Origin of the sequence: Paenibacillus sp. FSL W7-1279, from assembly GCF_037969845.1 — a bacterium.
Lineage (GTDB): Bacteria > Bacillota > Bacilli > Paenibacillales > Paenibacillaceae > Paenibacillus_AQ.
The window spans coordinates 2,353,176-2,375,854 of the sequence record NZ_CP150215.1 but is presented as its reverse complement, the minus strand read 5'-3'; the positions used below and the strand labels follow the sequence as shown (position 1 = coordinate 2,375,854).

The window sequence follows — 22,679 nt, the reverse complement described above, 5'->3', positions numbered from 1 at the left end:
AAGCTCCTCGCCTCGCTTTCGTCTCTATCTCTAGTCTTTGCCTATTATCCGCACGAACAAGCTCCGCCGCTGCCGCAACCCTTCTTGGAAAGAGGATCGTTGCCCGGAACCTTGATGCTCTCCGAAACCGAAAAAGCAATCTTCTCCGACATCGAATGCAGCAGATCGTCCAGATTCTTCTCCGCCTGCTTGAACCGGGCTACAGGCTCGAAAGCCTCAAGCTCCGCTTCCACCGCGGCTACTTCATCCTTGGCCGAATGGTAATTCGGGTGAAAGTGACCGAACCGCTGGGTCTCTTCAAACAGCTCTTTCTTGGACTCAAGCTTTTTGATTAAAGCCTGAATCATAGGATCACCCTCAACTGCCTGCTTCCAATATAGATAATCCGCCACTTCGACGGAAGCATTAATCATGTCGCCTATTTCATAGGCATAGGTGAGCACCTCGGCCATATCGACCGTATTTATTTCCGATACGCTCATGAACTCATCCCGCTTTTCTATTAGTTTGGCCCACGCTTTGTTTGTGGACTCTTTCATCATAGCATAACGCTCGTATCTTAAGAAGGGGGAATTCATACGCTTTTACGGAATCACAAGCCGCATTTCCTTCCATTCCCCTTCGCCTAACTGCACCACGGTTTCCGTCATTTCGGAATCAGATTCGGAGTCCGGATCGTATAACGCTCCCGAAATTTTCCATGGCTGCCGCTCGAGCTGAAATGGAATAAACTCCATCCGGCTGCCATCGACCGCAATCTCTAATTTAGCTGACAATTCAAGCGCCTGCTCCATCATTTGCTTGGCCGTCGAACCGTGATAAGAACGCCAATCCCGTGTCCACATGATGGGAATCCGGTTCAAATCCGGAACGATTGACGTTATATCCGGAAGGCTGTGGTCCAATTCAAGAGCAAGCTCGCTGCGCGCAGGGCGAATCAAACTGCTGGATGGGCTGCCAGAATAACCCGGCATGACGTAACGGTTATCTTCTTCATCACAGGCCCCGGGTACCGCTTTATCTTTCGGAGCTGCGCCGATAAATCGTGAAAGCTCATCCTTACCCGTTCTTTCAAGCTCTTTGCCCCACTGACATAAGGCAGCATGCACGTTCTCCGGAATTCCCGCCGCAGCATACTCCGTAAAAAATGCCGTGATCGCTTCCAGCCCCATTCCTGCCATCGCCGCCTGAGCCACCGAATCCCTGGTCAGACGATAGACCGTCATTACGTCATCCGAGATGCGCTCCGTGCACAGGGCAGCCGTAAACTTGACCGTGTAAGACGCGTCAGGCGGAATCAATATGTCAAAATCCGGCTGGATAAACAGCCCCGAAGATCCGGTGTTATCCTGGCTGCTTCCACTCAGCAAGGAGCAGGGATCCATACGCCACCGGAACAGGAATTGGCCATCGTGATCCATGCCAAGATCGGTGTAACCGCAGCCGGTTAATAAACGGAGCCATGAAGCTGCGTCCTCCGCGGACAATTCCTTTCCGCTACTTGGCTCCAAGTTCTGGGGCTCCTCGCCATATGCCAATGTGTGCTGAGCATAGTACCACATCCCACCGATCCGTGATGAGTGACAAATCCGCCATGTGAAATGCTGATACTCGGCCAAACTCGGAACATAGCGTTCCATCATGCGCAACAGAACCAATCGGTCCATCGCTTCGCGCGTGAGTGCAAGCCAATGGCGCAATGCGGTCATGTTCAGTCTAAGCTCCCCTTGCTCTAGGGCGACCAGATCAAACGAAAACAGCAAATCCAATACAACCGCAATATGTGGTGGGTAAACATCAGCGTGATCATATTGAAGTGCAAGCCCCTCAACATCGGATGGCGATAATTCCACCACGCTCCCCAGCTTCTGAATAAATTTTTTATGCAGAACCCCTTTAGCAGTCACAGCCACTCGGTTCTTAGCGACATATACGAGAACATTGAACATATCGACTGCTATCCCGCTTCTTCCCTCCTGCTGGAGCTTCACGGCAGCTGCGGGAACGGAACCCACCTTGAGATCGCCAAAGGCCTCCTGGAGAATCTGAAGCTTATCAAAAGGGATGAAGTACAGCCTCTCGCCCCAGCCCTGCTTTACCGCTTGAACCCATCGCTGCTGCCTCAAGGATAAGAAGGCGAGCTGGACTTCCACGCCGCTCAAGCGCCGAACGCGCAGCGAGCGAAGTTTGTCGTCATCAAATCGCTGCCCGGCAAAACGGCTCCAGATATGATGAAGGACCGAACGCTCCTTCGGAAGAAGCCGATCTAAGCTTATGGCATCCGCCACGTCCTGCTGTTCCATCATCTCCACGAGGCCTCCTTCCCGTCAGGAATCTGCAGTCGATGCGTATGCCGCATCGATGCCAGGTCAAGGATGGCCGGGGGGTTCGCTTGAATCGCGTGATATTCATACCCCTGCTCAATCAGGAACAGCTGACGCCGGATCGCAAACATCTCCTCCCGGCTCTCCTCCGTTACCAATGCATAAAAATAAGCCCGGTTCTCCCCCTGCTTCGGCCGCAGCAAGCGTCCGAGACGCTGCGCCTCCTCCTGCCTAGAGCCGTAACTTCCCGATACCTCGATCGCCACGGAGGCATCAGGCAGGTCAACGGCGAAGTTAGCCACTTTCGAAACGACAAGTACACGGACGGTTCCTTCACGGAAAGCCTTATACCATTCATTGCGCTGATCCTGCGTCATCTGCCCCGTAATGAGAGGGGCCTGCAGCTCTTCGGCAATGGCATGAAGCTGATCCAGGTATTGCCCAATGATCAGCGTCTGTGCATCCTTGTGGAAATCCACGAGCTGCCGAATCACGCGGAGCTTGGACGGATTCTCGGCAGCCAGCCGATACTGATCCCTTTTGCCCGCCGTCTCGCAGGCTGCTCTGATCTCATCCGGCAGCGGCACCTTAATCTCCGTACAGTCCACCGAAGCAATCCAGCCCTGCTCCTCCAGCCTTTTCCACGGCATTTCATATCGTTTGGGGCCGATCAGCGAGAACACGTCATGCTCCCTTCCATCCTCTCGAACCAGGGTGGCGGTCAGTCCGAGCCTGCGGGTCGCTTGAATATCAGCCGTCGCACGGAATACTGGGGCCGGAAGAAGATGAACCTCATCATAGATGATTAAGCCCCAGCGGCGTTCATTAAACAGCTTCATATGCTGCTGTTCATCCCCCTTGCCTTGTCGGTGGGTCAGGATGTGATAGGTGGCGACCGTTACCGGCCTCACCTCTTTGCGCTGACCGGAGTATTCACCGATCTCCTCCGCGGACAGCGAGGTTTTCTGCAGCAGCTCGGCGATCCACTGCCGTACAGACGTTGTGTTCGAAGTGAGGATCAGAGTCTCGCACTGCAGATCGCGCATCGCAGCGATGCCAATGACCGTTTTCCCGGCACCGCAAGGCAGGACAAGGACCCCGTTGCCGCCTTCACCGCCGACATCCCTGAAGGAATCGGCAGCCTTCCGCTGATAGTCGCGGAGCTGAAAGCGCTGATCGTTGGATCCGCCGTTGGAGTCTTCAAGACCCCCACTGTCCGATTTTTCACCACGCCAAAGAATGTTCAGATATTGCCCGTCCATATATCCCGCGTGGTCCAGCACAGGATAGCCGAGCCGGGTCATCTCCTGCTTCAATAGGCCACGTCGGTCTGAAGGCACTTCTGCTTCCTTCGGCGAAATCAATCGAACGCCGATTTCCTTCAGGGAGCGATGGGATATCAGCTCCTGCATCAAGTCTTCCTCATGACTAGATAGCAGCAATGAGCGGTCAAGCGTGGGATGCGGGAGCAGCGACAGCTGTCCGTAACGCCCAACGAGCTGGCAAACCTCTTCGAGCAGAGCTGCCGGCACATCCCATCGTGACAGCGACCGAAGGCTCGAACAAATTGCCTCAGCCGTCATTCCCCCGGCAGCGGCGTTCCATAAGGATAACGGGGTGAGGCGATATGTATGAAAAGACGAAGGACTTTTGATCAAATCCGCATACTGGGCCAGTTGTACGCGTGCGATCTCAGCATCCGCATGAGCGGTTTCAAGCAATATGGTCCGATCCCGCTGGACGATGCATGGCTTGTTATGCACCCTATTCCCTCCTCGCAACGTTTGGTCATCTTAAAAAAAAAGAAGCCCACATCCATGTCCATGGATCTGAACTTCCCCTATGATCTATAGGATTTCCAAATTACGAGCGTTCATGCGCGATGATTGCGATTTTCTTAAAGTCTAGTCCCCGTTCTGATAGCTCGACACCATCTCGACCAGCAGCTTCGCCCCATAACGCATGGCATCTTCATCAAAGTCGAACATCGGATGGTGATGCGGATAGATTGCCGCCTTATCCGGGTTACCGGCTCCAACGAAAATGAAGCAGCCCGGAATTTCCTTCAAGTAGTATGCAAAATCCTCTGCCGGCATCAGTTTGGGTGACACCTTGACCTGATCCGCTTCGAATACCTTAGGGGCCGTACGGAAGAAGCGAGCGGTTTCGGTCTCATCATTCACCAAGGGTGGATAACCGACGAGATATCGAACCGCTGCTTTCGTGCCGTAGGTTTCCGAAACCGTCCGGGTCATATGCTCGATCCGCTCCCGTATTAGCGTCCGGGTAGGTTCGTCAAAGGTGCGTACCGTTCCCGTAATCCGGCAAGAGGAAGCAATGACGTTTTGCGCCGTTCCGGCTTGCATCGTTCCTACCGTAACCACGGCAGGCTGCAGCGGATCTACCGTGCGGCTTACAATGGTTTGAAGCTGCATGACCAGCGCTGCTCCCGCTACCAGGGCATCGGCTGTCACATGCGGCATACCGCCGTGTCCCCCGCGCCCCGTAATATCAATGAAGAACTCATCCGCCGCAGCCATCAGCGGACCTGGCGCGCTCGCTGCGGTTCCTACTGGAAACGGCGTCCATAAGTGGAGACCATAGACAACGTCGGCTCCGTCAAGCGCTCCATCCTTGATCATCTCTACCGCACCGCCGGGGCAGACTTCCTCCGCCGGTTGAAACATGAAACGAATCTCGCCCTGAACTTCTTCCGGGTACGTGCTGTAGTAAGCCGCAGCCCCCAGCAGCATGGAGGCATGCCCGTCATGCCCGCAAGCATGCATCGCTCCTTGCACCCGCGATTTGTACTCGCAGCTCTTGCCGTCTTCAATCGGCAGCGCATCCATGTCGGAGCGCAGCACAACGGTATTGCCGGGTTTATCTCCTCTTAGAATTCCTATCACTCCATGACCGCCTACGCCTGTCTTGACCTCCAGACCAAGCTCCTGCAGCCGGGTTGCTATAAATGTCGAAGTTTCCTTCTCCTGGAACGAAAGTTCCGGGTGCATATGTAAATGACGCCGCCATTCCACCATCCGTGGATACCATTGTTCCCAAAATGCTTCCTTCATCAAGTTCCATCATCCTTCCCCGCTATATGCGGCTCAATCGATCGCAAGAAATCCGTGAAGCTTGCTCAGCAGCAGCCCGTGCCCAACCATGGCATCCATTCGGCCGCTTTCCTTCATCTTGCGATACACATCCCTGAGCGGGACCCACATAGCTCTAACATCTTCGTCCTCATCTTGATTCGACTCGTGGCTAACGGACACCTTCAAATCGTCGGTGAAATAAAAATGAACGTTCCGGTTGGCTAGAGAAGCCATCGGATAAGCGCTGCCCATGTAGGACAAGTCCTTGCACAGTACACCTGCCTCTTCCTCAAGCTCCCGCTTCACGGCAAGCTTCCGTTCCTCACCGGGTCTCACCGTTCCGCCAGGAAGCTCCCAAGTGATCTCATCCACCGCTTCCCGGTGCTGGCATACCAGGAGCAGACACCCTTGATAAACGGCCACAACCGCTGTTGATTCCGGAATCCGGTCGATCACGACAATTTCCTTCTGCCCGTTCTCTTCCACTACATAATAATCCGTGCGGTAAACGACGCGGTTCATCGGCCATATCCACCCTTCGCTTGAATTGAAGTCCTATGAATATATAACCACCGGAATGGAAAGCGTACATTTCACAGCGTTTTCACTTGCTTTTATTTTAGCAGAAAAGAAGAATGCCTGTCGTTATCAAAAACTCATCTGGATAAAAGGTCTCAATTGAAGCGTGACGGGCGGTACAGGCTTGCACAAGTTCCTGAAACATACTATCATATTAAAGAACTTTGCAAGGACTATTAAGGGGGTTACAACCACATGATTTTCGAAAATACAGGCTTGGACGGATTGCACAGCGATTTAGCTTACCTCGATGAATGTGCCGAGAAAGTAGGCTTCATTCGTTGGCAGTGGGAATATTACCGCGCTACATATGACTTGAAAATCGAAGATAAAAAAAATCAGGCTGAATACTTCCTGCGCATCAACACCCGCGCTGTTGAAGGCAAGCTCGAAAAACCGGATACCATCCTCAAAATCGAAGCGGTATACCTGGGTAAAGCCACGTTCCCGCACGGACTCGAGTATGAATCCATGGCTCCACAGCCCGTTATGAATGTGGCCACCAAGAAGCTTCAAGAGCTCAAAGCTCTTCTGGAAGCGTAAGGTCGAACATTATGAATACGACCAAACCTCAGCCGAAGAGAGGGACGCCGGATTTTCAACTGCTGATCCTTACCTTGCTGTTGGTGGGATTCGGACTGATCATGGTGTTCAGTTCCAGCTCCAGCTTGGCCGTTTTCAATGAAAAATTCAATAACGATCCGCTGCATTTTACGAAGCGGCAAGTCGCGTTTGCCGTCCTTGGCACATTGGTTATGTTTGTTGCCATGAACATCAACTATAAAAAGTACAAGAAGCTATTCATACCGGTGTTTTTTCTAACCTTGATGCTGCTGATTCTTGTGGTGATCATCGGTTCCGCAACCAACGGAGCCACAAGCTGGTTTAACCTGGGGAAATTCGGCATCCAGCCGACCGAACTGGCCAAAATAGCGACCATTGTCTATCTGGCAGCGTTGATCACCAAAAAAGGGGAACGAATCCGTCAATGGAAGGGCGGTTTCTTCCCCGTACTCATTATTGTAGGGATCGTAGCGGGACTGATCATGCTTCAGCCGGACCTGGGCTCCTGTTTCATCCTCGTGGCTACCAGCGGACTGCTGATCTATGCCGGCGGCGCCAGCCTCAAGCATATCCTCGGATGTATCTCGCTTGTTGCGCTTGGCCTGGTGCTCACACTGGGAGTCGGATCGCTCTTTAACTCCGGCGGAGATCAGGAAGAGGCTTCCAAGAACTATAAGATGGGCCGGATCGAGGCTTTCATGGACCCGTTCCACGATGAGTCGGACACGGGCTACAATTTGGTTCAATCGCTGATCGCCATCGGCCAGGGCGGTGTCACCGGAGCCGGTTACGGGGAGAGCGTGCAGAAGCTGCATTATCTGCCGAATCCTTACAACGACTTTATCTTTTCGGTCATCGGCGAAGAATTCGGTTTTATCGGAACCGCGATATTCCTCCTGCTCTACTTATATTTTATCCTGCGAGGGATCATTGTTTCGCTACGCTGTTCGGATCCCTTCGGTACCTTGACCGGCGTCGGCATCATGGGACTGATCGCCATTCAGGCCTTCATCAATATCGGCGGGGTGACCAATACCATCCCGATAACGGGCGTTACCCTCCCGTTCATCAGTTATGGCGGATCCTCGCTGCTGGTCATGATGCTGAGTATGGGAATCGTGCTTAGCATATCCAGGGACAGCAACCGTCCGATGAAAGAGGAGCAGGTTAAATCCGTAATTAAAAAAGACTACCGGGCAATCCGGTAGTCTTTTTTTCGATTTTTTTCATCATTAGCGGGGCACGATCCCCTATGGTCGTCTTATTTGGCTCGAAGCTGAATATCGTCGATTTCATCGTCTTTAAACGCTACGCCTTCGACCTTCACGTTGACCTCAACCACTCGAAGCCCTGTCATGCTCTCGACAGCTTCGCGGACATTCTGTTGAAGCATGCGGCACACTTCATGTATTGGTGTCTCATAGAGCACGATAATCCGCAGGTCGATCGCCGCTTCCAGCTGACCTACTTCCACGGTAACACCCTTTTGCACATTTTTGCCGCTCAGTCTCTTAGCCCAGCCCTCGGACAATCCACCGGACATGGCTGCAATACCTGGGGTTTCCAAGGCAGCCAATCCGGCAATTTTCGAGACGACATCATCCGATATTCGAATCAAACCGTTATCCAGTTGAAGTTGTTCCGTCATGCCATATCCTCCTTCACCTCATTATCCGTTATTGTAAATCGTAACGGACCCAAAAAGCAAATGCTCCCTTCAGAAAACAGGGATAATTTTTCGAAAAATTTGGGTATATTGTAGAAAGCGATGCGAGAATCGTCGTTTCCAATCGCAAGAACTCATCAGTACATAAACCATAAGGTAGGTGTCGGTTATGAAAAAATGGCTAAATCCCGCGCTTCTCATCTTCACTTTTTTACTGAGCGCGCTGGGACACTTTGCGAACTGGAACTTCACGCTCCAATTCATTTTGTCTTCGATCTCGGTTATTTTTGTCGCCGGTTTTCTAGGCAAAGCAACCGAAAGCGTTGCGCATTACGCGGGTCAACGACTCGGGGGATTCCTCAACGCCACCTTCGGTAACGCGGCAGAGCTGATCATCGCCATCCTGCTGATCAAGGAAGGCTTGTACGATATGGTGAAGGCAAGCATCACCGGCTCCATTATCGGCAACTTGCTGCTCGTTCTCGGGCTCAGCCTGTTTGCCGGGGGCCTCAAGTTTAAAATCCAGAAATACAATGTGACGCTGGCAGGTCTGAACGGATCCCTGATGACGCTGGCCATTATCGCGCTGTTCATCCCTGCAGTCTTTCTGAATACCCACTCCATTACGGAGAGTGAAACCAAGACGCTCAGCCTCATTGTAGCGGGAATTCTTATCGTGTCCTACATCGCATGGCTTGGATTCTCAATGATTACCCACAAAAATTATTTGGCGGATGTCAGCGACGATCACGACCAGGATGCGCTGCCGCACGAGCACGGCCCCACCTGGTCCAAGAAACGCTCGATTCTGTATCTTGTCGTCGCCACCGTCATGGTCGCGTTTGTCAGCGAATGGCTTGTCGGGGTCCTTGAGCCTATCAGTCACGAGTATGGCCTCAGCGAGCTGTTTATCGGGGCCTTCTTGGTAGCGATTATCGGTAACGCCGCCGAGCATAGTGCAGCTATCATGCTGGCGATGAAGAACAAAATCGGCGCCGCCGTTGAAATTGCCGTTGGCAGCAGCCTGCAGATCGCCCTGTTCGTTGCTCCCGTGCTTGTGTTTATCAGCTTCTTTCTCGGAGATACGATGGATCTCGTGTTCACCACGCTGGAGCTGGTCGCCATCGGCGTCGCCGTATTCATTGCCAGATCCATCACGCAGGACGGTGCATCCAACTGGTATGAAGGCCTTCTGCTGCTCGCCGTATACGTCATACTGGGCGTCTCGTTCTTCCTCGTCTAAGCGTAGGAAACGGTCCGCCCGCACAGCTGCATACATCGTGCGCGATGCCATCCTATCCACAAGAAAAAAACGCATGCCGCCTGAGTGCGACATGCGTTTCTCTATGTATGCGCCTGTACGAGTACAGGCTATTTGGATTGATTCATGGCTTCGTACAGGACCGCCAGATTGCGTTCAAGCTTGCTGATCAGCTGCTTTCCCGTACTTTCCGGAAGAAGCCCGGCCCGCACCGCGAAATCAACCTCTTTTGAAAAACCGTACATTTGGGTATCCAGCACTTCCTCATAGAGAGGGCAATAACGGGTCGCCAGATTCTCCATCTGTACTTCAATAAGCTTTAGGATTTTATCTGCATCTTCATGTAGAAGACTGATCGCTTTGAGATTCAGCTGTTCCTGTAAATCAGATGAAGTCATGATCTTCCCCCCTATGTCAAAAATCACAGCACAGTTACTATCTTTAATATTAGTCGAAATCGTTTCTCAATACAAGGACCTGAACAAAATAGACCCTTTCTCTACGAAAAAACACCCTTCCATTCTATGGAAGGGTGTTTTTGGCGACTGTTATTCAGCCACGACGGATACATTCAAACCATGCTTGGTGAATACGTCGATCATTGCCTTTTTAGCTGCATCAGCATCAGGTCCATGTACATGCAGTTCATAGCTTTGGCTGTTGACAAGCGTTGTGAACAGACCCAAGATGCTCTTAACATCAATGTACTTGTTCTCCGCCTGTAAAACGATGGAGGATGAGAACTGGCTGGCGGTTTGCGAAATTTCTACGATAGATTGATTGTTATTGGACATACGAATCCCTCCGTAACTTTAGGATCTGAATAAAGCTCATCACTGCACCTTCATGATACATTGAATCCGTTTTCTTATGCAACATTTTTTCCAATCTATTTAAGATTTTCCGGATTTAACGCTGCCAGTTCTGGAATAACAAATATACCATCCTTGCGAATGAGACGGTCATCAAAGTAGATTTCCCCGCCGCCGTACTCCGGACGCTGGATCAGCACGAGATCCCAGTGAATCGAGGAACGATTGCCGTTGTCTGTTACATCATATGCTTGACCTGGCGTAAAATGCAGGCTACCTGCGATTTTCTCGTCAAACAGAATATCTTTCATCGGTGTCAAAATGTACGGGTTGAAGCCGATGGCAAACTCGCCGATATATCTTGCACCTTCGTCCGCATCAAGGATCTCGTTCAGCCGCTTCGTGTCGCTGCCTGTTGCTTCGACGATTTTTCCGTTTTCAAAGCGGAATTTAATATTTTCGAAGGTGACGCCATTGTAAAGAGTCGGTGTATTGTAAGCGATCGTTCCGTTAACCGAATCACGAACAGGCGCTGTGTATACCTCGCCATCCGGAATGTTTTTCTGGCCGGAGCATTTCTCCGCGCCGATGTTCTTGATCGAGAAGCTGAGGTCCGTTCCCGGTCCCACGATGCGAACCTTGTCGGTATTCCTCATCAGCTCGGCCAAAGGATCCTGCGCGCGGTCCATTTTGGAATAGTCCAGATTGCACACATCGAAGTAGAAATCCTCAAACGCCTCCGTGCTGGTGTTGGCAAGCTGCGCCATGCTGGCGTTCGGATAGCGGAGAACCACCCATTTCGTACGCTTGACACGCTCTTCGCTATGTACGGGATGCGAGTAAAGTGCATTGTACAGCTTCATGTTTTCCTCAGGCACGTCAGCCATATCGTTGACGTTCTCGCCTGCGCGGATACCGATGTAACAATCCATTTTCTTCATGCGCTCAAGATCCAGCTCAGCCCACAGCTCAAGCTGCTCCTTGTTTGCTTTCTTCAGCATGGCCCGTTGAACCGTGCGATCTGTCAATTGCACGAACGGACGGCCGCCTTGATTCGAAACCTCCTCAATGATGGCATTCAGCAGATCGCGCTCCGATCCGATCATTTCAATGAGCACATTTTCGCCTGGCTGCATATCTACCGAATAGTTCACGAGATTTTGAGCCAGTTTTTGAATTCTGGGATCACGCATATGTCATATCCTCCTTATGATGACTGTTCCCCTACATATGAATTGAACAGCGGTAAATTTATAAATTATTGTAGCATGCAACCAACACGAAGTCAGCGTTCATCGTTAAAAAAATTTTCATGGCTGATCCTTCAATAACCGGTAAATGTAACATCGGACAGCAGCGTTTCCGTGCGGGTTCTGCCCTGCTCGTCAACAAAAAACAACGTTCGTTCCATAGTCAGTTTGGTAGGAAGCTGTTTTTTGTTGTTAATCGTAACATGAGAGACCGAAACGGCATCCGCCTTGCTGAGCATGTTCTTCATTTCATTATAGTCTCGCTGCCAGACGGCCTTCAGTCGTTTACGAACCTTAGGGTCTGCACTGTACAAAGGATCCCCTTTGCGTTCGATCCGCGCAGCCAGCGCCTTCATCTGCTCATCCAGCGATCCATAGACCATATTGGCTGCCGCCTCGGGTGACAGCTCGATGCGCAGCACCTTGGTTCCTCTTGCCGCCCCCAGCTCCTGGGTCACCGTCTTCTCCGACTTTCCGATATACTCCAGCAGTTCCAGCGGATTCAAGCGGGTGATCCACATTTCTTCGGCATGTTCCGATGACAGCGTGCTCCACTTGCCTTCTTTGCGCTTCAGTGCCACTGTAAGTCCATCTGATTTATATACCGAATCCGCTGATACCTTATCCTTCTGTATTGTTGTCCCTTTGTCCCTTGATGATAGTGTCAAATCCGTATGATGCTGCAGATTGCCTTCAAATGCCAAACTTTGCTGAAACGGTCCGTTTTCTCCGGTCCGAATCGCTGCTTCTCCCCGAAAAGAGAAATTATCAACGCCCGACAGCCCCGACAGGGCACGGTTAAACGACTCTTCGGCCGACAACTGCTCCTGCCAGGCACATCCGGTTAGGCAAAAGACAAACAAAACCATTCCGATGACGCTCCGTGATCTTCTCATTCTCATAATCATCAGCCTCTCGTTGATCTTGCTCTTAGGCTATCCGCGGCCCCTTACATTATGCAGATTACAGAAAAAACCCTGCAGCCACTAAATAGCTGCAAGGTTTTTAATCCAGTCCGATTTCAGCTTCCGCCCTCTCCACGACAATCCGGTTGCGGCCGCCATTCTTCGCTTCGTAAAGGGCCATATCCGCTCGATAGAAGAGAGACTCTACGCTGATCTTGTCATTGGTCCAGTTCCATTCGGAAATTCCGCAGGACACCGTTACGCGGGGATCGGTCTCTTCCGATACCCTTATGCGAATCCGTTCGGCGACCTGCATCGCCTGTTGAATGCCGAGTCCCGGCAAATACACGGCAAGCTCTTCACCGCCCCAGCGGGCTGGAATATCGCTGTGCCGTATCGTTGTCTTCACGATGCTGCTGACCTGCTTCAGAATTTTGTCCCCCCGCTGGTGACCGAACGTATCATTGACCTGCTTGAATTCATCGATATCCACAACGATGAGAGAACCGCAAAAATCACGGTTCTGACATTCATGGATCATTTCGTCAAGATAATGTCTCGCATACAGTTCAGTCAGCATATCCCGGTTAGCCATTCTCCTCACTTCCGCATGCAGAAAAGCATTGCCGATAGCCAGACCAATATGGCTGGTCAGAGCTTGAAGCAGCCGATAGCTGTCATAGGAAAAATAATGCGGCTTCGCATGGGTGAGAAGAACAACGCCCCGTACCTCACCGTTAACGGTTAGCGGAGTAGCAATCATCGAGCTGGAATGAGTGCTCTCCATTAGCCTGGATTCCGCCGGACGTTCTTCGTGATAGTCTGACAGGATGAGGGGCTCCTTCGAATGATAGACTAGGCCGCCCAAACCATAATCCTTCTCAAAGACCTCCTTGGCAAGCCACTCGGCGTTGCAGGATACCACTTCAAGACCGCCAAGCTCCTCGTTATAAATCAAAATGCAGCAGTAATCGGCTTCAAGAATCTTTAGCAGCTCATGGTTGGCAAATTGAAATATCTCCGCCAAATGCAGGCTTTTGTTCAACCGCTGTGTCAGTTCATTAATCATACGGAGCTCATGAATCATCAGATTGGACTGCTCGTACAGTTTGGCATTCTCAAACGCGGTGCCGGCAGCGTCGGCCATCATCCCGAGCAGCTCCAAATCCATATCGGGCAGCTCGGACTTGTCCACTTCCACATGGAGTACGCCATAAACGCCCTGCTTGCCTCCCATGGGAATCCCGATTTCCACGATCGAACCGGATTCCTCATGTTCATCAATCGTGAGGGTACCCTCCATAAATGTCCGCACATAAACCTCTTTCTGCCAATGATGAAGCAGCAGAGGACGTACAAGCGGATGTCCACTCTCATGGTCCTGAGACATAAACAATTCGACTTTGGCCTTGGGATACAGCGCCAGGACACTGTCGATAGCCTCCACCAGCACGCTGTCCACATCAATCTGGACATGCATCCGTTTGACATACTGAAACATGATGGAACGCCTGTGCACCTCACGCTCAGCTTGGGTGTGGACTTTCTCCAGATCATCAGCAAACACGTACTCCAGCTTCCGATAGAAGCAGGAACGAAACAATAAGGCGTATGTTTCTGTCAGCATAAGTGATTGTTCCGGCTCCATTGCCTGTGAGGAAACACTGACCATCACCGCAAATACATCACCATGAATGCGAGTGAAGAGCGGGACAGCGCACAGCACGCTTCCCTCAAACGAACCCTTTCCCATTCCTTGCGCCGCTTCCTTGGTGTTCAAAGCAAGCGATAATGTCTCATCTTCACTTACATTAAGGTATTCCGTTATATCGGAAGCCCCTGTCAGCCAAGCTCCCTCATGAGAAAGAAGGGCCCAGCTGAATTTCTTCATCGCCTGTGTGCCTGCGCTTTCTCTTAGCCACTCCAGATAGCTGTCTGATATGAGAGGCTGAATATAAGGGAAATCATGAGGTGTAATATCCAAGCTCTGAAGCCAAAAGCAAGGCTCGTTTCCAGGAATTGGCCCGGCATCATGAAACATAACTGCAGAGCCGGGAGAGCTTTCACACACTTTCCGTTGATCTTCTGACATATTGGGCGCTCCTTTGCACCATTATAAAAGGCCTATCCAAGACTGGCGTTCCGATTCATAATGTAAGGATCCATTTGGCTGCCGCATGAATGGCGGTAACCCAGCTGTTCAACATGTTGGGAGGGTGCTGCATAAACACCAGATAGATGTTACAATATGTAACTAGATAAATGAGACTACTTAATCCAATATCATCTTACTCTTTTCTACCCATTTTTGCATTAAAATTTATGCGTTTTTCACAATATTTTTAGGTCCATGGACCTATCGACAAAATTAGACAAAATCCAAGTTATAGTAAGTTGCAGGTTGAACTTGACTTTATATCATTACTTCATATAATATTTATTGTTGAGTAAGAATGCAATGCATTCCATGAATTTGGGCGGGTTGTGTCACCCTCACGTTATTTGTTACTGACAGGACAGCGGCTGAACTTTCCTGGCAGATCTTCCGGCGATTTCGGTAGAGCAAACAAATACGGCGCAAATAGAGCCCTAATGAAACTTTAATTAAAAAGGAGTCTATATAACATGGCACGTTACACCGGTCCTAAATTTAAATTAAGCCGTCGTCTGGGAATCTCCCTAAGCGGTACAGGTAAAGAATTGGCTAAACGCCCTTTCCCTCCAGGTCAGCATGGTCCTAACCAACGGAGAAAAGTCAGCAACTATGGTATGCAGCTTCAAGAAAAGCAAAAGCTGCGTCATATGTACGGCTTGGGCGAGAAGCAATTTAAAACCCTGTTTAACAAAGCAACTGGCATGAAAGGTATCGCTGGTGAGAACTTTATGTTCCTGCTTGAGAGCCGTCTGGACAACCTGGTTTACCGTCTTGGCTTCAGCAACTCCCGTGCGGGTGCTCGCCAATTGGTAGCTCACGGTCACGTGACTGTGAACGGCAAGAAAGTCGATATCGCTTCTTACGCTGTAAGCACTGGCGATGTAATCGGTCTTCGTGAAAGAAGCCGCGGCCTTTCCTCCATCAAGGAAGCTTTGGCTAACCGTGTACATCTTCCAGCTTACCTCGAATTTGATGAAGCAGCAATGGAAGGGAAATACATCCGTCTTCCAGAACGTTCCGAACTTTCCCAAGATATCGATGAGAAACAAATCGTCGAATTCTACAACCGTTAAAATTAACTCGGAATCTAAAAACCCTGAAGGCCTTGGCCTTCAGGGTTTTTGCTGTCTAATTGAATCCTCCCGAGGTTCAATAAGCTTAAGAAAGCCTCAGTCTGGCAAATTTACGCCTGCCCACTTGAACCACATCCCCATCCTGAGGCACGATCTCACCGTAAATGTCGCTGCATTTCTCCCCATTCCATTTTACGGCCCCCTGCTGAATGCTCCGTCTAGCCTCGCCATTGGAAGCGGCAAAACCGAGCAGTGTCAGTAGATTGATAAGCATAATCTTTCCTTCCTTCAATTCTCCTTCGGGTACCATGTAAACCTCAATGTCTTCAGGAAGTGCCTTCTGCTGGAATACCGTCACAAAATGCTGCTGTGCAGCATCCGCAGCCTCCCGCCCATGATACATGCGAACGAGTCTGTGCCCCAAACTCATCTTGGCATCCCGGGGATGGACAACTCCGTCCCGGAGCCCCTTCTCCAAGCTGGTTACCTCCTCACTTGCCATATCCGTGGCCAAGCTGAAGTATTTGAGCATGAGCTCATCCGGAACGGACATGGACTTACCGTACATCTCATTCGGCTCTTCATCGATACCGATGTAATTGCCCAAGCTCTTACTCATCTTCTGTACGCCGTCGAGCCCTTCAATAAGCGGCATCGTGATTGCAACCTGAGGCTCTGAGCCATACTCCTTCTGCAGGGTGCGTCCCATCAGCAAGTTAAACTTCTGATCCGTCCCACCAAGCTCGACATCGGTCTTAAGCGCCACAGAATCCATCCCCTGCATCAACGGGTAAAAAAATTCATGGATGCTGATCGGAAGCCCGCTCTGATACCGTTTGGTAAAATCATCGCGCTCGAGCATCCGTGCCACCGTCACCTTTGCCGATAAGCTGACCACATCGGCAAAAGTCATCGGCGCAAGCCACTCGGAGTTGTAATATACCTTCGTTTTTTCAGGATCCAATACCTTGTATATTTGTTTTTTGTACGTTTCCGCATGCCGTCTAACATCTTCTTCCGACAGCTGCTTACGCGTATCGGATTTGCCTGTCGGATCTCCGATTCTGCCGGTAAAGTCCCCAATGATGAGCTGTACTTCATGTCCGAGTTCCTGGAACTGACGCAGCTTCTGCAGCACGACGGTATGCCCGACGTGAAGATCGGGCGCTGACGGGTCCATTCCCAGCTTCACGCGCAGCGGCTCGCCGGTTACAACCGATTTCATCACCTTCTGCCTCATCGCTTCTTCCGGGATGATCTCCACTGCTCCACGGGAGATCACCTCCATCTGCCGTTCCACCTCTTGCTGCTGAACGTTCGATATACCATCCCATTTCATGTTTCCGCAAGCCTCCCTCTATTTATGAACGCAAAAAAGCTCCTACTCATCCCAAGGGACGAGTAGGAGCGCTCGCGTTACCACCCTAATTAGAATCCGTTACCACAAGGAACGAATTCTCACTTCATTGCCATAACGGGTTGTCATCCCGGAACCGGACTACTGTAACAGCCGCACAGGTATACGGCTCCTTTTCCCCCGGTCAGCTCCGGACGGTAATTCAAAGGGGCTCGTTATCGGTTTGCACCACCCACCGACTCTCTGGAAACGAAAGGCTCCGCCTTCTACTGGGGTCCTTCAAAGCTTTTCACGATATGAACTTTGCATTATTTGTATCATATGCTTTCCGAAAAAGTCAATCTTCCTCAAAAAAGGACACGCTATATAAGGACACATGATTCAAAACCTTCGATTTATGCTATAATAGGTGCGTTAAAAGGAGGAGTATACATTCATGGTTGAGGAGAAAAAACAAGAGCCTGAAAAACAGAAGAAACCGCGTAAACGGTCCTTTCTGCGGGTGCTCGGATCCGTCATCGGATGGCTCTTTGTGGTGGGTCTGATGGGCGTTTTGTTCGCCGGAGGAGCCGTAGCTGGCTACGTGACCTCTATTGTTGAGAATGAGCCGGTAAGATCCAGAGCTCTCATCGAGAATACGGTGAACGACAATGCCATAACGGGCTTCGCCTACTTCGCGGATGGCTCACCGATCGGGCAGCTTAGAACCGAAGAAGACAGACGACCTGTGGAATTCAAGGATATTCCCCAGCTTGTTAAGGATGCCGTCGTATCCATAGAAGACAACCGTTTTTATACACATAAGGGTGTTGACATAAAAGGTACCGCTCGCGCCGTAAAAGAACGCGTCCTGAACGAACCGGTTCAAACCGGCGGCAGCACGTTGACGCAACAGCTGGCCAGGCTCACTTTTTTAAGTCGCGACAAAACCGATAACCGCAAGGTAAAAGAAATGCTGCTTGCCATGCGGATGGAACGCTTTTTGAGTAAAGACCAAATCTTAACAGCCTACTTGAACAAGGTTCCTTACGGGAATGGTTCCAGCGGATACCAGCTGTTCGGGATCAAGGCTGCCGCAAAAGGAATATTCAACATCAACAAGCTGGATGATCTGAACGTGGCTCAAGCTGCATATTTGGCGGGTCTGCCGCAGCTTCCATCCTCCTACTCGGCCTTCAACGGCAAAGGAGAATTTGACGAGAAAGCATTTAAACGGGCAGTAAACCGGCAACACCGCGTGCTGGCAAGCATGCTGGAAGAAGGCAAAATAACGCAAGCCGAATATGAAGAGGCCAAGGCATTCGATATCAAAAAATCGCTTGCTCCTCGCACGCAGAAGGCCTATGTGACTTATCCTTATCTCATGATGGAAGTAGAACGTCAAGCATCGAATATTCTGATGCAGCTGAGCGAGGAAGCGGAAGAGAACGCAAAAGGCACGCAAGCGAACTCCGATCTGATGGATGCTTCCCGGGCCCAGCTCAGCACCGGCGGTTACCGTGTTTACACCACCATCGACCGGACACTATACAAGACCATGCGATCCATCGCGGAGGATGACAGCAACTACTTGCCTGACAGCCAGGAAAAAGGAATGGAGCAGACCGCCGCAATGATGATCGACAACAAAACCGGCGCCATTCTCGGCATGATTGAGGGCAGGGATTTTAACACAGAACAAATGAACTACGCTACACAAATGAAACGACAACCTGGATCTGCCATGAAACCTATTGCCGCCTATTTACCGGCACTCGATTCGGGAGGGATTCAACCTGCCAGCGTGGTGGACGATTCCCCCATCATCTTAAAGGACTACAGCAAAGTGTTCCATATTCCCAAAAACTCGTACACCGGGTACAGAGGATTGATGACGGCACGACAGGCATTGAACGATTCGACCAATACGGTGGCCCTCAAACTGTTTAACAACACGGTCGGCATCGAGAAGGCTTGGGAGTTTTCCAAGAAGCTGGGTATCACTACCTTGGAGGAGGACGATTATAATGCTTCAACAGGTGTACTCGGCGGGCTTCATTACGGCGTGACCGTAGAAGAACTCACCAATGCATACAGTTCCATCGGCAATCAAGGCAAATTCACGGATGCTTTCATGATTGAGAAAATCGTGGATTCCAAAGGCAATATTGTCTATAAACATGAAGTAAAACCGGAGCAGGTGTTCTCCGAGCAGACAGCGTATCTTATGACGGATATGCTCCGAACCGTCATCACGAACGGAACAGGCAGCAAGGTCAGAGACACGTACAAGAAATTCAATGAGGTTCCGGTCGTTGGTAAAACCGGATCTACCCAGAACTACGGGGATGTCTGGTTCATGGGATACTCGCCTGATGTGACGCTTGGCGTATGGGTCGGATATAAAGAACAAAAAAATACGCTCGTTGGAGACCAGCGCAAGCACGCACAGGCCATTTGGGCAAGAATCATGAACGAAGCAACCGACGTTAAGCCGGATCTGTTCCCAACCAAAACGTTTGAGAAGCCTGAAGGCATAACCTCCAAAACGGTTTCGGCGTACAGCGGCAAACTGCCGACCGCCTTAACGGACAGATTCGTAACGGATCTGTTTAATGTGAAGTTTGTGCCTACCGAAAGCGATGATGGCATCGCAAAAGCGAAATATATCACCTATCGGGGTGTAAATTACATTCCACATGAAGCAACGCCTCTGGATATGTTGAGAGAACAAATCGTAATCAAGCGCGAGAAACCCATCGATGAGCTGATTATAGAGCTGCAGAACGCCCTGAAGGTCATGAAAGGTGAAAAGAGATCACTGGAATCTTACCTGCCGCAGGACGCGAAGAAAGGGATGCCAAGCAGGCTCGACCCTAGAACGGATGATGGCAAAGCCCCTACTCCACCGAAAAACGTTCATTATTCGATGGGCAGCGGCTCGATCAGCTTTAATGCCAGCGGATCTCCTGATGTTGTCGGATACCGGCTCTTTAAGTCCGTTAACGGAAGTCCGTATACACATCAAGGGCAGGTCGTGCTTGGCGATGAGAGTCTTGTCTTCTCGGGACTTGGAGCTGACGGAATGTTTACTTCTTATTACGTTGTCGCCGTTGACGTTGCCGGCAAAGTATCTGAGCCAAGCGCCATTGTGGGCGGCACAGCGCCTGGATTCGAAGTACCGGGCGACAACGATGCGAATCCGGATGACGACATCGATAATCCGGATGACGGCTTGACTGAGGGAGATCCCGATATCGATCTGGAACTTGGGAATGAAGGTGCTGCTACCGTACCGTCTGCACCAGGTCAGCCGACCCTTGTAGCTACCCCTGAGGGCTTTCAGGCCACCTGGAGCGGCAATGCTCCAGAGGAAGAGGTTATGGTCTACAACATCTACATCAGTCCAAATAGTGACGGCAATTACCAGATTCTTGGCTCAAGTAAGAGCACGGAGTTCTATTACTCCTCCGGTAACCCAATCGGCGGTACCTTTAGAATAACTGCCGTAAATCCAATCGGTGAATCTGCTGCTTCACCGGCCGTATATTTTGAGAAAAAATAGACAGAAATATTAAAAAGCCAGCCCCTCTACAGAGATCATCTGTTGGAAAGGCTGGTTTTATTTTGGCTTAAGCAAAAACTTCTAGTCTAGTTCATTCTTTTGGTAAAAGGAAAAGCGCCTGTCTCAAAAAAACTGACAATGAAAATGGTGGTTACCATCTTCATTGTCAGCCCTGTCTTGATCACGCTTTTAATCTTCAATCGTGGACAGATCCCCTGTCGGAAGATCCAGCTCCCACGCTTTCAGTACGCGGCGCATAATCTTACCGGAGCGCGTCTTCGGAAGTTTATCCTTAAACTCAATTTCACGAGGCGCGGCATGGGCGGAGAGTCCTTCCTTCACAAAACGGTAAATTTCATCCTTGAGCTCCTGAGTAGGTGTATACCCCTCACGTAAAGAGATAAAGGCTTTAATGATCTCACCACGAGTAACATCAGGCTTACCGATCACGCCTGCTTCAGCAACAGCCGGATGTTCAACCAGCTTGCTCTCGACTTCGAACGGTCCGATTCGCTCACCGGACGAATTAATCACATCGTCGATTCTGCCCTGGAACCAGAAGTATCCTTCTTCATCCATATATGCCGAATCACCTGAAATGTACCAGCCCGGAATTCGGAAGTATTCTTCATACTTCGCCTCGTTATTCCAAATTTTTCTCATCATGGACGGCCAAGGTGTCTTGATTGCCAAGTTCCCCATCGTGTACGGAGCCACTTCTTTCCCCTGATCGTCCAGGATAGCCGCTGTAATGCCCGGCACCGGGCGTCCCATGGATCCTGGCTTGATCGCCATGCCCGGGTAATTACAGATCAACTGTCCGCCAGTCTCTGTCATCCACCATGTGTCATGGATACGCTGCTTGTAAGCCTTGTGTCCCCAACGCACCACCTCGGGATTAAGCGGCTCACCAACGGATAAAATATGCCGTACATGGCTAAGATCATATTGGTCGATAAGCTCGGAGCCGGCACCCATTAACATGCGGAAGGCGGTGGGAGCACTGTACCATACCGTTACCTTATTGTTCACCAAAGTGCTGTACCAATCCTGCGGACTGAAACGGCCTCCGCGAATGACATTGGTAACTCCATTCAACCATGGTGCAAAAATACCGTAGGACGTACCGGTAACCCAGCCCGGATCCGCCGTGCACCAATATATATCATCTTCCCTTAAATCCAAAACAACCTTGCCCGTATAATAATGCTGAATCATGGCATTCTGCACGTGATACACGCCCTTCGGTTTCCCGGTAGAGCCTGACGTATAGTGCATGATCAATCCATCTTCCCGTTCAAGCCATTCAATCTCCAGCTCACTTGATGCAGCTTCAACTTCCTCGTGGTAGCTTACTAGCCGCGGGTCCTCCTCTTCAATCTCGCCCACGACAAAAATATGCTTCAGTTCAGGCAACTCGTCTCGCTTCACGCGTGACAACAGTGCAGGCGTCGTAATCAGTGCAATCGCTCCACTGTCCTCCAGACGATCCTTTACAGCCGTCTCCATAAACGCCTCGAACAATGGGCCGACCACGGCGCCAACCTTCAGAATGCCCAGCAAACCGGCATAGAGCTCAGGACCGCGCGGCATAAAGATAAATACCCGATCACCTTTGCCAACACCATATTTACGGAGTACATTACCGAACTTGTCGGATTTTTCTTTCAACTGCGCATAAGTAATAGATTCCTCACGATTGGCGTCACTATACAAGAGAGCTACCTTATCTCCTCGCCCCTCTGCCACATGACGATCTATAGCTTCATAGGCCATATTCACTTTGCCCGTCTCATACCAAGTAAAATGTCTCTCGATTTCGTCCCATGAAAACTCGGAGCGTGCCTGCTCGTAACTCTTCATATTGGAATGTGAAACTTCACTTGGCAATATTTCGCTATGCGTTTGATTCATGATAACATCCTCCTCATTCTCAAATCGGTCTCCTCATAGTGGACAGCGCTTACAAAATGATTGAATGAAACATACATTTTACACATTGCGGTGGGTCGTCACGTTGTCGCAGTCATCGAGTCATTAACCCCTGAATTCGCAAGGAAACATATCGTTAAGTACGACACAAATGTGAAGATT

18 protein-coding genes and 1 other annotated feature are annotated in these 22,679 nt (G+C 50.5%); of the genes, 5 read left to right on the top strand and 13 right to left on the bottom strand.

The window, feature by feature from the left end:
* Positions 1–44 precede the first annotated feature (44 nt).
* The 5 genes from MKY82_RS10340 to MKY82_RS10320 all read right to left on the bottom strand — a co-directional run bounded on the left by MKY82_RS10340 (position 45) and on the right by MKY82_RS10320 (position 5,941).
* The gene (locus MKY82_RS10340; protein WP_339296053.1) at positions 45–482 is read right to left on the bottom strand and encodes a YlbF family regulator; all 438 of its coding nucleotides are present in this window, start codon (positions 480–482) and stop codon (positions 45–47) included.
* A 102-nt stretch (positions 483–584) separates the two neighbouring features.
* A complete protein-coding gene (locus MKY82_RS10335) occupies positions 585–2,306 on the bottom strand; it encodes a helicase-associated domain-containing protein (protein ID WP_339296052.1) in 1,722 nt (573 codons plus the stop codon).
* Positions 2,303–4,087 carry a DNA repair helicase XPB gene (locus MKY82_RS10330; protein WP_339296051.1) on the bottom strand — a complete coding sequence of 595 codons (1,785 nt, stop codon included), beginning with the start codon at positions 4,085–4,087 and terminating at the stop codon, positions 2,303–2,305. Before MKY82_RS10330 ends, MKY82_RS10335 begins: the two co-directional genes overlap by 4 nt.
* A gap of 141 nt (positions 4,088–4,228) precedes the next feature.
* Positions 4,229–5,398, bottom strand: coding sequence for a M20 family metallopeptidase (locus MKY82_RS10325; RefSeq protein WP_339296050.1), 1,170 nt, complete (start codon positions 5,396–5,398; stop codon positions 4,229–4,231).
* A gap of 33 nt (positions 5,399–5,431) precedes the next feature.
* Positions 5,432–5,941 carry an NUDIX hydrolase gene (locus MKY82_RS10320; RefSeq protein ID WP_194541739.1) on the bottom strand — a complete coding sequence of 170 codons (510 nt, stop codon included), beginning with the start codon at positions 5,939–5,941 and terminating at the stop codon, positions 5,432–5,434.
* A 252-nt stretch (positions 5,942–6,193) separates the two neighbouring features.
* Here MKY82_RS10320 and MKY82_RS10315 point away from each other — a divergent pair, with 252 nt between their 5' ends.
* Both MKY82_RS10315 and ftsW read left to right on the top strand, forming a co-directional pair.
* Positions 6,194–6,541 (top strand): YugN family protein, encoded by a 348-nt coding sequence (locus tag MKY82_RS10315; RefSeq protein ID WP_009589628.1) that lies wholly within the window; start codon positions 6,194–6,196, stop codon positions 6,539–6,541.
* Between the two features lie 11 nt (positions 6,542–6,552).
* Positions 6,553–7,770, top strand: coding sequence for a putative lipid II flippase FtsW (gene ftsW, locus MKY82_RS10310; protein ID WP_194541738.1), 1,218 nt, complete (start codon positions 6,553–6,555; stop codon positions 7,768–7,770).
* Positions 7,771–7,823: 53 nt separating this feature from the next.
* On the opposite strand, the gene MKY82_RS10305 is transcribed toward ftsW, so the two are convergent.
* Positions 7,824–8,210 carry an Asp23/Gls24 family envelope stress response protein gene (locus MKY82_RS10305; RefSeq protein WP_009589611.1) on the bottom strand — a complete coding sequence of 129 codons (387 nt, stop codon included), beginning with the start codon at positions 8,208–8,210 and terminating at the stop codon, positions 7,824–7,826.
* 187 nt (positions 8,211–8,397) lie between these two features.
* Here MKY82_RS10305 and cax point away from each other — a divergent pair, with 187 nt between their 5' ends.
* The gene (cax, locus tag MKY82_RS10300) at positions 8,398–9,471 is read left to right on the top strand and encodes a calcium/proton exchanger (RefSeq protein WP_194541737.1); all 1,074 of its coding nucleotides are present in this window, start codon (positions 8,398–8,400) and stop codon (positions 9,469–9,471) included.
* 128 nt (positions 9,472–9,599) lie between these two features.
* On the opposite strand, the gene MKY82_RS10295 is transcribed toward cax, so the two are convergent.
* The 5 genes from MKY82_RS10295 to MKY82_RS10275 all read right to left on the bottom strand — a co-directional run bounded on the left by MKY82_RS10295 (position 9,600) and on the right by MKY82_RS10275 (position 14,548).
* A complete protein-coding gene (locus tag MKY82_RS10295; protein WP_009589686.1) occupies positions 9,600–9,887 on the bottom strand; it encodes a YlaN family protein in 288 nt (95 codons plus the stop codon).
* Between the two features lie 150 nt (positions 9,888–10,037).
* The gene (locus MKY82_RS10290; protein ID WP_071223684.1) at positions 10,038–10,283 is read right to left on the bottom strand and encodes an HPr family phosphocarrier protein; all 246 of its coding nucleotides are present in this window, start codon (positions 10,281–10,283) and stop codon (positions 10,038–10,040) included.
* Between the two features lie 95 nt (positions 10,284–10,378).
* Positions 10,379–11,494, bottom strand: coding sequence for an aminopeptidase (locus tag MKY82_RS10285; RefSeq protein WP_339222884.1), 1,116 nt, complete (start codon positions 11,492–11,494; stop codon positions 10,379–10,381).
* 131 nt (positions 11,495–11,625) lie between these two features.
* Entirely contained in the window at positions 11,626–12,453 is an 828-nt protein-coding gene (locus tag MKY82_RS10280; protein ID WP_194541736.1) for a hypothetical protein, read from the bottom strand.
* A gap of 103 nt (positions 12,454–12,556) precedes the next feature.
* Positions 12,557–14,548, bottom strand: coding sequence for a sensor domain-containing diguanylate cyclase (locus MKY82_RS10275; RefSeq protein WP_339296049.1), 1,992 nt, complete (start codon positions 14,546–14,548; stop codon positions 12,557–12,559).
* Between the two features lie 533 nt (positions 14,549–15,081).
* On the opposite strand from MKY82_RS10275, the gene rpsD reads away from it, so the two are divergent.
* Positions 15,082–15,684 carry a 30S ribosomal protein S4 gene (rpsD, locus tag MKY82_RS10270; protein WP_071223680.1) on the top strand — a complete coding sequence of 201 codons (603 nt, stop codon included), beginning with the start codon at positions 15,082–15,084 and terminating at the stop codon, positions 15,682–15,684.
* A gap of 85 nt (positions 15,685–15,769) precedes the next feature.
* On the opposite strand, the gene tyrS is transcribed toward rpsD, so the two are convergent.
* Positions 15,770–17,023 (bottom strand): tyrosine--tRNA ligase, encoded by a 1,254-nt coding sequence (gene tyrS / locus MKY82_RS10265; protein ID WP_339296048.1) that lies wholly within the window; start codon positions 17,021–17,023, stop codon positions 15,770–15,772.
* Between the two features lie 51 nt (positions 17,024–17,074).
* Positions 17,075–17,333: a binding site (T-box leader), on the bottom strand.
* Between the two features lie 144 nt (positions 17,334–17,477).
* Between tyrS and MKY82_RS10260 the strand changes: the two genes are divergently transcribed.
* Positions 17,478–20,585, top strand: coding sequence for a transglycosylase domain-containing protein (locus MKY82_RS10260; RefSeq protein WP_339296047.1), 3,108 nt, complete (start codon positions 17,478–17,480; stop codon positions 20,583–20,585).
* Positions 20,586–20,774: 189 nt separating this feature from the next.
* Here MKY82_RS10260 and acsA read toward each other — a convergent pair whose 3' ends face one another.
* The gene (gene acsA / locus MKY82_RS10255; RefSeq protein ID WP_071223677.1) at positions 20,775–22,499 is read right to left on the bottom strand and encodes an acetate--CoA ligase; all 1,725 of its coding nucleotides are present in this window, start codon (positions 22,497–22,499) and stop codon (positions 20,775–20,777) included.
* Positions 22,500–22,679: the final 180 nt, after the last annotated feature.